Origin of the sequence: Chitinophaga dinghuensis, from assembly GCF_003259435.1 — a bacterium.
Lineage (GTDB): Bacteria > Bacteroidota > Bacteroidia > Chitinophagales > Chitinophagaceae > Chitinophaga > Chitinophaga dinghuensis.
The window spans coordinates 660,047-673,167 of record NZ_QLMA01000003.1 but is presented as its reverse complement, the minus strand read 5'-3'; the positions used below and the strand labels follow the sequence as shown (position 1 = coordinate 673,167).

General features: G+C 40.8%; 7 protein-coding genes. 5 read left to right on the top strand and 2 right to left on the bottom strand.

Features of this window, described 5'->3' with window-relative positions:
- Window positions 1–3 precede the first annotated feature (3 nt).
- The 3 genes from CLV59_RS11885 to CLV59_RS11875 are packed head-to-tail and all read left to right on the top strand — an operon-like array spanning window position 4 to window position 5,921.
- Window positions 4–3,081, top strand: a complete 3,078-nt coding sequence (locus CLV59_RS11885; RefSeq protein ID WP_111592247.1) for a Z1 domain-containing protein — start codon at window positions 4–6, stop codon at window positions 3,079–3,081.
- A 3-nt stretch (window positions 3,082–3,084) separates the two neighbouring features.
- On the top strand, window positions 3,085–4,056 hold the full coding sequence (locus CLV59_RS11880) for a PD-(D/E)XK motif protein (RefSeq protein ID WP_111592246.1): 972 nt from the start codon (window positions 3,085–3,087) through the stop codon (window positions 4,054–4,056).
- Window positions 4,047–5,921, top strand: coding sequence for an AIPR family protein (locus CLV59_RS11875; RefSeq protein ID WP_111592245.1), 1,875 nt, complete (start codon window positions 4,047–4,049; stop codon window positions 5,919–5,921). The genes CLV59_RS11880 and CLV59_RS11875 overlap by 10 nt, the downstream gene beginning before the upstream one ends.
- A 37-nt stretch (window positions 5,922–5,958) precedes the next feature.
- On the opposite strand, the gene CLV59_RS11870 is transcribed toward CLV59_RS11875, so the two are convergent.
- On the bottom strand, window positions 5,959–6,504 hold the full coding sequence (locus CLV59_RS11870) for a hypothetical protein (protein WP_111592244.1): 546 nt from the start codon (window positions 6,502–6,504) through the stop codon (window positions 5,959–5,961).
- Between the two features lie 147 nt (window positions 6,505–6,651).
- Window positions 6,652–7,179: a YceI family protein gene (locus CLV59_RS11865; protein WP_111592243.1), complete on the bottom strand. Its 528-nt coding sequence runs from the start codon at window positions 7,177–7,179 to the stop codon at window positions 6,652–6,654.
- 206 nt (window positions 7,180–7,385) lie between these two features.
- Between CLV59_RS11865 and CLV59_RS28900 the strand changes: the two genes are divergently transcribed.
- Both CLV59_RS28900 and CLV59_RS11860 read left to right on the top strand, forming a co-directional pair.
- Complete coding sequence (locus CLV59_RS28900; protein ID WP_170137721.1) at window positions 7,386–11,633, top strand: WD40/YVTN/BNR-like repeat-containing protein; 4,248 nt, start codon at window positions 7,386–7,388, stop codon at window positions 11,631–11,633.
- Entirely contained in the window at window positions 11,539–13,092 is a 1,554-nt protein-coding gene (locus tag CLV59_RS11860; RefSeq protein WP_170137720.1) for a T9SS type A sorting domain-containing protein, read from the top strand. The genes CLV59_RS28900 and CLV59_RS11860 overlap by 95 nt, the downstream gene beginning before the upstream one ends.
- Window positions 13,093–13,121: the final 29 nt, after the last annotated feature.

Sequence of the window (13,121 nt, the reverse complement as noted above, 5' to 3'; positions counted from 1 at the left end):
GTTATGAAGAGTCATGAAATTGTTTACCTCCTGAAAACCATTATTAAAAGTAAAGCTGAAGACCAGCCGGCCATTACCCTTGAATTCTTCGAAGATATTCGGGATGAAGTGTTAAATATGGTAAAAGTGATGTCCTCCCAAGTAAAACATCTCGATGAGGTAACCCTGCAAACGCTTTATAATACCGCAAAAAATGAATTCATATCTGTATATCCTGTAGAAATTGACCCAAGTGGTTCTTTACGGCGTGAGGGACTCCGAACCTGGTTAACAGAAGACAGAAAGAAAAATATGCCTACCAGCTATCTGGATCGTTACATTGAATCCCTCATCCGATCTGGGCGCCCCGAAAAGGTTATCAATGAAGTCATAAAATCCAGTGAATCAATACTAGGTAAACTTGGAGATCCTCAGTCAGGAACAGATTTCTACTGTAAAGGTCTGGTTGTAGGAAGTGTACAGTCAGGGAAAACGGCCAATTTCAACGCGGTTATCAACCGCGCAATTGACAGTGGTTATCCGCTTATAATCGTTTTATCTGGAATAATGGAAGACTTAAGAAGTCAGACGCAGGAAAGAATTGATTATGATGTCATAGGAGAAGGATATAATAAGGCCAATGGAAGAACGGCCGCAAAAGGGGTTGGACTGATCAATAGGTTTGGTGAACAAGGAAACAAAGATGTCAGACAGGTCAGATCGATAACCTCGGTAAAATCAGATTTTAAAAAATCAGTAAAAGATCTTGATTTTTCTCTTAATCATAGAAATATACTTATTTGTAAAAAAAATACAGGTGTACTTAAAAACCTGCTAATCTGGCTGAGTGGCTATCTCAGTGAGAATCAGGAGCAACATAAGATTCCTTTATTATTAATTGATGATGAAGCAGATAATGCCTCCTTGAATAATTTAGGACATAAAGGTGCTGATTATGCCAGCACAATTAATGGCCATATCCGAGCCCTGCTTAAATTATTCTCCCGGAAAACGTACCTGGGTTATACTGCTACACCATTTGCGAATGTATTACAAGACAGACATCAGGATCCACCAGACAAAAAATGGCCAATTACTTTTAAATCCCAAGGGAAACCTATTACCCGTGAATATGAACAGGAAAATAATATCTTCCCTGATGATTTTATAGAATTATTGAACCCACCAAGCAATTATATTGGAGCAAAAAATATTTTTGAAACGGTTTTAGACGACCATGAGAAAAAAATACCACTTCTCGAACAAGTGGAAGATATTGACCGATCATTTCCTGCCCAAGTTGTTAACTCTGAAGAAGGTCCTATCAGAGGAGCAACAGCAGAGGAGATTAAAAACGGAGAATCGAGAGCGTCGACCCGATACGATCCATTCCCATTTGAATTACCAAAATCTCTTCATGAAGCTATTCAATGTTTCATATTAAGTATAGCAGTCCGCTTAAGCAGAAAACCAGAAATGGTCAATTCCGAAATGTACCAGCCTCATCATACAATGTTGGTACACGTTTCCAGATTTATACCTTGGCAGAATAAAACAAAAAAACTTATATCCGAATATGTGCAATTGATTGAGAACAGAATTAAAAATGAATTGCCTAAAGGTGAGAATTCAATTTACCGCGAACTGGAAGTCATCTGGAATAAATACTTCGCCGCGATCTTATTTGACATAAGATCATATCTTCCAGTCGGCTATCAGGATGAATTTCTCACCCACAGAAATTACAATGACATTGAACCATTATTGATCGAAGCCATTAAAGGGATTGAGATAAAAGCTGTTAATAGTGAGACAAAGGATAAACTTGATTATATTAAAGATGCGGCAGGAAATGGGAAAAAATATATTGCGATAGGGGGGAACAGGTTATCAAGAGGATTTACTCTTGAAGGTTTAACTATAAACTATTTTGTCAGGAATACAAATTTCTCGGACACTTTACTCCAAATGGGGCGCTGGTTCGGATATAGACCTGGTTATATTGATTGCTGCAAATTGTTTACAACAGCTGATGCAATCGAAAAATATGATATTGCAACAAGAACAATAGAAGAGCTGGAAGTGGAGTTTTCCAAAATGGAAAGAGCCGGCAAATTTCCAAAAGATTTCATCTTAAGAGTTCGTAAAGATCCTGGGGTTCTAAAGATAACAAGACCGTCCATTTTAAAGAATGCTGATACAGTAGTGTGGTCATATCAAAATAAGCTTGTCCAACCGACGAAATTCGACCTGAATCCCGATAGAATAAAAGCCTCCTGGACAAGTTTAAAGCAATGGGTCAGCAGATCATATAATGGCTCCGGTATTACAAATTCTTTTTATCAGTTTGAAACAGATTATACTGGATTATTTTCATTCATAACAAATCCCAATAGCCTACACAACTATGGCAAAGACCTTGATCAAATAAAAAAATTCATCCAACTATGTGCAGATAATGGTAAGCTTAGAAAGTGGACCATTGCTATTAAAGCCACCGGGAATGGCAGACAATTAAAGCATTTCCATACAGATTTTCCATTGGATATTACTATGATCCAGCGTTCAGGACCCAATTCGGGGCATTTAAGAGCTGATTTCGAAACCAAGAACATTTTCTCTGTATCTGGAAAATCTGCCAATATTGTTACTGGACCAGAAGATCTCTCTATTCTTTTAAGCCAGGAACAGATTCAGGCAGCCAAGAAGAAGTATGATAATGCAAGGATTAAAGATTTGATTAAAGGAAAGGGGATGACAGAAGAAGATGCCCAAAAATATATCAAAACACATCCTATACGTTATCCTGAAAAAATATACAGAGGAGAGATGTCTGATAATAATGGACTACTTCTTGTGTATCTGCAAGATCTTCACTCTGTGTTTAACCTCGATGAAAATAATAATGGGGATTTCAAGAATATGTCATCTTCTTTTGACCTTACAATTCCATTGATTGGGTATGCATTTGGGTTCCCTGAAATAGAGCCTGATCCAGGAGGAACTTACGCTGTTGGCAAATATGGCATAACAGAGACAGATATTAATGAGGAGGAGGATGCAGAAGAATTTGATGAAAGTTTAAATGGAGAGGAAGAGTAAACAATGGATACCAAATTAATTGAAGATAAATGGCGACTACTCGCTGCAGAAGGATCCGAAAATCCATCCTTCAGAATTGACGGCGCCTGTATTCCTGACCTCTTTATTGGTTTACAGGGCTCAGTCCAGAGATGCCTGATTCTCAACTTACCTGCAAAATTTAGCATTAACCTTAAGTCACAAAAGAAAACTAATCTGTCACTAGAATTATTCAATGATACCAGATGGTTAGTATTAAAATTGCATAATATTACGTATGCAGACCTTTTTAATGATTTGATAATCTCCATATACCAAGAGGTTCATCAAATGAATAGCCCATCATTGTATGTTCCCGCTTTTGCTGAAAAGGTTGAAAAATGGAATCAGTTTTTTAAAGACATTACTCCTAATCGTCTGTCTGAAGAGGCTATAACAGGATTGATAGGTGAAATGGTTGTTCTTAGAGAACTATTGTTGGCATCACCTAATTATCAAGTCAATCAAATTCTTCAAGGTTGGCGTGGCCCATATAATTACAGGCATGATTTTGTATTCGACAATCAAATTATTGAAGTTAAAACGAAGGAGTTATTAAATCCAGATGTAGTGATTTCAAGCGAATGGCAAATGGAGACAGAAACCAGTGCTCCGCTACACCTATCTGTAGTGAATGTAAGGAAGGATACAATGGGTACTACATTATCCGCTCTTATCACAGAGATCAAGAATATTATACATTCTAAACATGGTGAGATTTCCATTTATTATGAAGCCCTCACCCAGGCATATATAACTAATGATTCGATTAATTGGTATGATGACCAGAAGTATCAAATTATTTCAATGGATATTTACAATTGTTCATCACCAGATTTTCCCAAACTAATAAAATCGAATATCCCAGTTCTTATTAGTGATGTAAAATACAGACTAAATGTAGTCGGACTCAGCAATTATATCATCGATAAAAAGATATTTAACGAATGGAGCTAGAAGAATTACACTCATACAGACATGATCTTTTAAATGAAAGCATGGACGACCATGACTTTATAATGGAGTCATCCTTTGTTCGCACTTGTATGCCTGCACTGAGTGACACCAAACTAACTGAGGGTGATGATTTCAACGACAGTTACTGCAACATAAGACTGCATGATCTTAAGCTTAATGGTTATACTATTAATGAGTCAGGCGAAAGATTACAATTACTAACGGTTAACGAAAATTCCCTTTTATTAAAGGCTCCCAAAGACCATGTATCTGTTTCACAAAAGAATGCATATGAAAAACTCTTTTCAAGAGCCATCAATTTTATAAAAAAGGCATCGAAGAATCAACTAAGTGAAGTTTTACAAGATTCAGATGGTTCTAAAATATTAGCCCGGCAACTATGCAATCCGGAATTTATAAAGAGTATTGATGTTATCGAAGTTTTCTTGCTTTCTGCTACAGCAACAATTGAGCCCAGAGGGGAGACACCCAAACCTAAAAGGCTTGAATTTTCTGATGAAGAGGTAACAATTAGTTTTCAGGAAAACAAAAACAAAGTTAGAAAAACAATATTGATCCGAAAAAGGCTTATTGACCTAAATTTTTTATTCGATGTTTCAATTGCTCAGGGAAACAGAGCCCCACTTACAGTAGACTTCAGTAAATACAATATTGAGAGTATCCAGGCAGCAAACGAGCCTCACTACGAATCATATCTATGTGTATTACCGGGGAAGTTACTCGCCGATCTATATAAATTACACAGCTCCCGAATGCTCGAAAAAAATGTTCGATCTTTTCTCCAGCTCAAAAATAATGTTAATAAGGGAATTCAAGACACCATTAGGAGATATCCTGAAAAATTCATTGCATTTAATAATGGACTGACAATAACAGCAACCGGGAAGGAGGTTGTCATAAAAAATGGTAAGATAATATTAACCTCTCTCACAGATTTTCAGATTGTAAATGGAGGTCAAACTACAGCAACAATATACTTTTCCAGCAAATCCGGACTAGACATCAGTAAAGTAAAAGTGATGGCAAAAGTAAATATTGTCAAAGACGTCTCCAATGAGAATTTTGACGAGCTGATTTCAAAAATTAGCGAATACTCAAATGCTCAATCCAGAGTTTCACCAGTGGACCTTCGCTCAAGGAACACACAACTAATAAAACTAAAGTCACTTAGTGAAAGTGTAATTACCCCTTCCGGTATAAAGTGGTTTTTCGAAAGGGCTAAAGGCGAGTTTGCAACTATGATTAGGAAATCTCCCGATAGCAAAAATAAAATCAATAAAGATTTTCCAAAAGAAAGAAGGTTCACAAAAGAGGAATTGGCCAAATACTATAACGCTTGGGGTGAACACCCTTTTTTAGTAAAGAAAGGCGGAGAAAAGGTATTCAGACTGTTCATTGAAGAAATCAGTGAGAAAAAACTCTCAAAAAATAAACGTTCTATCGACAGATCATTCTATGAAGATGTAATAAGTCGCATCATATTATTCAGGTCTTTTGAAAAGATTTATGGATTTGGGAATAATGCTATTGGACAGATAAGATCTGCAGTAGTACCATACTCTCTTTCAATATTCTTTAAACAAGCAGAACAACTGAAAGGCGATAAACATTTCAATCTGACTAAAATTTGGCAAAATGAACACCTTAACAATGACCTGACCGATACGGCATCAGAGCTAATGAAGTTGATGAATAATCTGATAAAAAAGTACTCAGCTAGTGATGATTACGGTGAGTATTCAAAAAAACCAGAGTTATGGAAGTCTATCCGAGACTGCAACGAAATCATGGACTTCGTTTCCCAACAATCATTTAACAAACTCATTAAAAAATATTTTAGCTAATTGTTTTTAGATGGCTGTTTCTGCTATCAATTGATGACTACCAGCCTCCATGCCGATTTACCGGAGAATGAACCGGCGCATACATTGGGGCATAAAATGGTGAATAACCATTATAAGTACCTCTTCCAACACCAATGCTTCCGGAAATGGAGAAAGTCCGGTCATTGCTGATATACATCACCCCTATTTTGGCATCTGACCAGGCGGAGAAGTTGTTCTGCTGCATCCAGTTATTGCCCTTGTTCGTCACAGGCTGATAGGGCATACTGGAACGAAAAACGACAGGCGCAGCGGATACGGCGCCAAAAGCAAACAAGTTATTGGTTAACTGACGATTCAGCTGTAAAGACAATGGCACTGATAAGAAAGAACCTCCTCCTCCGTTGAATGCAACAAAGCCGGCAGATATGCCTGCATACTTCGTCACAAACCACTTTGAACGGAGATGATTACTGTCATTTACGGGGTGTGGGCGATCAAAAGCCGACTGCCAGCGATTCACAGCGCCAAAAGAGGAATCTGTCTGCGCTTTTACAGCCAAACCAGACATTAAAACTGCAGCAAGTAAAATGATCCGTAACATAAGACTAAAGATAAGGATCCTATTTTTATTTAAATGCTAATAGAATCACAATATCGACCAATGCCCATAAAACATCCATCTCCGGGCAAATGGAAAAGGCCCGTAAGTCATCTTACAAGCCTTCTAAATTTTATCCATAACCCAAGGTTATGCTTGTTTGATTAATTGTACATCTGCATAAAACTTCACCTCATCACTCAACATGACTCCTCCCGCATCTGTGGCCGCATTGAAAGCAATACCAAAATCCTTCCTGTTTAATTTACCACTCAGCTCAAAGCCAGCTTTGGTCTGTCCATATTGATCTTTGACAATACCGCCATAAGTCACGTTTAAATCCACCGGTTTGGTTACCCCACGCATGGTCAGGTCACCACTGATCTTATACTCCTCATCATTTACTTTCTTAATGTTTGTGGAGGCAAACGTAATGGCAGGATACTGCGCAGCATGGAAGAAATCCTCGGATTGTAAATGCTGATCCCGCTGCTCATTTTTAGTGCTGATCCCCGTCACGTCCGCGGTAAAGGAAATCTTTGCATCAGAAAAATCATCATTACTACTTTCAACAGTGGCATCATACTTATTGAAATAACCAGTCACATTGGTTATCATCAGATGCCTGATCTTGAATTCTATATCACTGTGAACAGGATCAATTTTCCATGTAGCCATAACCGTAAAGTTTACTTTTCTTAAATATATTATATTATTTCATAATACACCATAATATAATAGAGGACCTGTGTCTACCTATAACTAATCTCATAGGTAAATGTTTAAAATATTCCAGTCGCGTTTCTCACCTCACATTTCATAAAAAATACTAATATTCATGGATTAAATGACCGAGATCAACCCTATTGATCTTCCTTACCTATATGAGATATACTATTATAAGCGCCACCAGACGCTTGTTTGCTACCAGCTGTTTGTTGCTGATTACGTTATATGCTTCTTTTGCACAATTACGACAGATCCAGCTAGATAAGAATCGACCTATTATTTCTTTTACTTTCAGGGATAAAGCCAAAGGTTATTTACTCTTTCAGGGAGGAGTAGGTATCACCACCGATACAGCGCATACCTATCAGTATAAACCTTTCCCCGCTTCTTACTCACTGGGTAAATTTACTGGCGCAGACACCAGCAACCGTTTCACACCATTGGGAATCTCCTCCCAGCATGGCGATACAATCCTCGTTGTAGGCTCCTATCCGAAAGCATACGGAATGATCATGTCCGCAGATAACGGTAACACCTATACGTTGGTATACTACAAGGAAAACATGGGCAAACCCTACCGGGACAGTACATTTACAGTTCCAATGTTCGTCCCGAAATCCGATACCGGCTACCTGGTCGACCATAGCACGTTCTACCGGACCACCGACAGAGGCGCCAATTGGGAGTATCAGCAACAAACTATATACTCCCAGGTCCTCCTGACAAATATCAGCTCCAAAGAAGAATGGCAATACATTGGCAGAGATGTTTACTACTACCTATACACGTATTACCGTTCCGGAATCATCAATAGCCCCCTTCGCGGAAAGCCACTCTCCTTCTACTTCTCCAGTAAAGACTCCGCCTGGATCAATACCGTTTCCGATTCGGGAAAAGCATTAATCCTCTACTCTACCAATGCAGGTAAAGTATGGGAAGTACTGGCAGATGGTACCAACGATGAATACCGGTTTAGTCAGATGCAGTTTGCCGATGCAAAAACAGGTTTTGCCACCGGGGAAGATTATAACCTGTGGCGCACATTAGACGGCGGCCGCACCTGGCATCGCCTGCAACATGCTTCTCCACTCCCCTCCACTGGTACGCACAAGGCTTTGAAAGTATTTGATACGCAACAAGTAATCGCAGGCAGCAACAGCGGCCTCGCTGAAATCACCAGTAATGGCGGAGGAAAAGGATTACCAGGCGTATATTTCAATCCCGATACCACCGGTGAATATACCTCCAATATCATTCACCTGAGGAATGCTTCAGATAGCACCTATCGCATGGCATGGTACCTGAATGGAAAACCCATTAGCACAAATTACAACACTACCTATACCAGAGACTACCACAAGCTGAAAGATACCCTCATGCTGGTGGCCGAAACGCCAGCAGGAACAAAAGATTCGTTGATACGATATCTGACATTCAAACCAAGGGTTATTATCACCAAACTGTCGTCCATGTATGGAATTGACAATACTGGTCTTATTCTTACTGGTGAAAACCTGGATCAGGCCTATGCGGTAACCATTGGCGGAAAGTCTGTCCTCTTTACGGTGAAATCGCCTACGCAGATAACAGCGAATGTATATATGACCCCTTCCGGAACAGTGACGGTATATACGCCGAATGGCATTGCTTCCTATTATGGATTCACTTACCTGAAGCCGCCGAAAGTAAATCTACCCGTGACTTTCAGTAAGCCTTTATTATGTAAAGCCGAACCACTGACTGTAACAGTGACGAACGCAGAGCCAGGTATCCGCTATGAGCTGTTCGAACCTGGAGGCGCAACTGTAGGCAGCGGCCTTGCCACCGACTCGGTCCTATCCTTTACCACGCGTACCCTCACCCAACGCGGCAATTATACCATGAAGGCATATACGGAGGTATTCCCAGGTAATATCGCCACATTCACCACAACGTATAATATCCAGATCGAATACCCACGTGCAAGATTCGAAACAGATAAAGTAAATATCACCTCCGGAGAGCAAGTGGTCTTCCTAAGCAAAGCACAGGAATCCACCAGCAGCAGCTTCGTCTTCCATAACGAAATTAATAACCGCTTTAATGGCAGTGCGATTCCTGTCACATTTAACAGTGCGGGAGAAAAGACGATAGATTTGTACGTGTCTTCCGCAACCGGTTGTGCTGACACCTTACTGGGACAAAAAATAACTGTTTATGATGCCGCTGACGGAGAAGACGTTTGCTATGCATCTCCTTTACATGCAGTAGGATCCCCATTTACCAATTTCGATGTTACCCCTTGTGCCGACAATGGCTACCTGCTAATCGGCAAAGGAGTGGATACTACGGTGGTACTTAGTCGCTATGGCGTGAACAAAACATTACCAGGCAAAAGTACCTCCTACATGGCCAAATATAAGCCAGACGGAACACTCAGCTGGATAAGCTATTTACTGGGAGAAGGGACCATCACTTCTACTGCTACTGATAATGATGGCAATATTTACATGTATGGTATGACCAAACCTAGCGTAAAATTAGTTACCGGAACTGGCGATACGCTGACACTCAATACAGGCTTTAGTTTCAACTTCAACTACGATTATTACTGCGGATTTGTGGTAAAAATGTCCAGTACAGGTAAGTCTATCTGGCAGATAAGTCTGTTTGATACCAACGCCAACTCATCCCGCAACTCTGTCAAAACAAATGGTATTGCGGTACGCAATAATAAGATCACTATTCTGGGCGATTTCTTTGGACCATTGAGTATTAAAGATAGAACTGGGAGCGTACGGGAGCTGATAAAACAGCCTGCAACCAATTCCGTTTTCCCTTTCTATTCCTATGTGATAAATATGACATTGGATGGAAATGTTTCCTGGACCACCTCTCTTTTTAATAGCTATACAAATTCCGCCTCTATGAAGGCGTTCTCTTCGGATGATGCCGGCAATACCTATGTGGCAGGCTATATGGAGTTCGAATCCCGTGTGGTAGATGCGTCCGGAAAAGAATTTTCCTACAGGAAAGAAACCAGAGCAGGCAGGTTCGCAGCTTTCGTGTTTAAACTTGATGCGAATGGAATGTTCAAATGGAGAACATTCCTGGAATCGCAGGGAAATGGTTATGGAACTTCTTTTATCTACCAACTTACTACCGACAAAGCAGGTAACTGCTATGTTAACGGTGACGTCTCTACGCAATTCAACGACTATAAGTTATACACTACACATCAGAATGGAGACACTACCCCTCTTCCTGATAGCCTGAATGGATTCTTTACCATGAAGCTGACTACAGATGGACGCGTGGCCTGGATCAATGGCATTAAATGGGGCATGGGTACCACCGCCACAGGGTCTGCAGGGCCAATAGATTTAAATGGGGCCACACTTACCAGCTTGGTTTCAGGTTTCAGCGGAAAGAATGCTACTGCAATCGCTGACGGAAAAGGTGGTTGGTGGTCGCTCAACAGTGTAAATACGGATAACATCTTCTTGCAATTTGATACTTCCGGCGTATTGAAAAAAATGATTCCCGGCACATCCAATACGTTTAATACTTCGGGTTTCAATTCACTTAAACACGATGCCAGCGGCAACTGGCTGATGACAGGTCTTTCAAAAGGCTACTATCAGGCGCCGTCTACAGTCAACATACTCAATAATATTTTGCCATCGCCCTCCTCTTTCTTCCTGAAAGCAAAACCCGATTTTTGTTTGGATGGCGTTCCTCCTGTTGCTGATGCCGGTCCGGATAAGCTTATCTGTAGCGGAGACAACGTAACCCTTGGCACTGCAGCCATAACTGGGAATCGTTACTACTGGACCTCTCTGCTGGCTGGCTTCACCGCTAAAACGGCGACGATCAGCGTTATGCCAACAGATACCACCATCTACATTCTGACGGTAACCGGCAACGATGGTCGAAGAAGTACTGATAGCGTAAAGGTAAGTATCAAAGGGAACCGTAAGCCGGCAGGCGTCAACCAGCAAATATGCGAAACTACTTCTACGCGCATTGGAACAGCAGCTCAACCTGGCGCCACCTATACCTGGACATCCATCCCGGCAGGATTCAGTTCCACAACAGCCAATCCATTAGTATCGCCAACAACATCGACCAGATACATTGTAACGGTAACGAATACACTGGAATGCCAGAATGCCACCACTGATACAGTTCTGGTGAAACTGATACCTAAAGTAGTACCTGCAGTACGTATCAGTGAATATGATTCGCTTATTTGTGCCAACAACAACTTTAAAATGGTTGCTTCCGGCGAAAATGCAGGCGATACCCCTAGTTATACCTGGTGGTTTAATGGACGTGCAGCAATACCCGGTATCGCCAAGCACTACCTTTTTCTCATATGGTATCAATGGTCCGGTAAAGGTGAATGTCACCTTAAAAAGTAATGCCACTTGCGCTATTCCGGCAACTGTTAGCAGCGACACGGTGCTGGTGAATACCAAAACATATCCTGGCATTGCTACTATCACACCCGATGCCACCAGCACCTGTTATGGCGTGCCTGTAACATTTACTGCCAAAATTCCTAACCCAGATAAAGTGTATAACTATACCTGGATAAAGAATAATAAAGAGATGGCCAATGGAAGTTATATGAACACCTACACAGACGCACAACTTACCAGCAAGGACTCCGTTTGGCTCAGCGCAATACAATACAATGAATGCGGTTACACTACCTATATCAGCAATAAGGTCAATATTAAGGTAGACACCATCAAACCAGAAGCCACTCTTACACCAGATAACGCCGAGGGTTGCATAGGCCAAAAAGTAAAAGTCCACCTAACTTGGGCCGGCATCAACCAGATGCCGGTTCGGGTGGAATGGACCGTAAATAACGTAGTTACTATCACCAATGACACCGTCAGAGAGGTGACAGTCGGCGCCGGTATAACCTTTGTGAGAGCCAAGGCAGTATGGTTGCTACCATGCGGTTATGTAGAATCGCTCAAAGGGATTTCCTTGTTTGAACTGGATTATAATACCAACTTTGATATTACTGCAGACAGAGATATTATTTGCCCCGGACAACTGGTTACTTTCACTGCTACTCCACAATCGCCTGCACAGGGGCAAACTTTTGAATGGGCTAAGAATGGTCGATACCTTGGTATATTTGGCTCCACTTATAAAGACAGCACACTAGCCGACAATGACTATATTTCCTGCAGGATGAAAATGGTGACACCTTGTGGGAAAACAGTTGTGAATGATACGAGACATGGTATCACGGTGAATTATTTTAGATATAGCGCACCTACTATATATATCAAATACACTGTTTTAGCTGGCAACCAGCCAAGATACTGGATCAGTGCCATTCTTGGTAATGTAGTCAACTATAGTTTCGACTGGGAAGAAACGCTGAATGGTAAAGATTGGAAGAAGATAAACCAACCTACGAACACCTTCAATTTCATTTATGAACCTCCTGCTAAAGTGAGTGGTATCAGATGTATTCTCAATACCATTACGCCATGCTCCACACCTTATCAGACGATTAGTAATGAAATTAGGTTGTTGGGAAGAGACACGTCTTCCACTATCCCTCCTATTACCCCCATCGATACCAGCAATATCCCTTGGGCAGATACGACCCAAGGCAATATCATTGGTTTCCCGAATCCAGTAACAAACTTACTGACAGTGCTGTTGAAATCATCCGACAACTGGCAGCGACTCTCCCTGAAGGATAGAAATGGCTTCGAAGTGTATGCACAATCTGTTATGAACCAAACCAGGATTAATATCCCGGTTGAACAGTTACCATCAGGCATCTACTTTATTGTGTTGTACAAAGAGTCCGGCTATACAGAAACGCGACGAATAGTCAAACAATAATGACTCAGATATAAAATTGAAACTGCCTG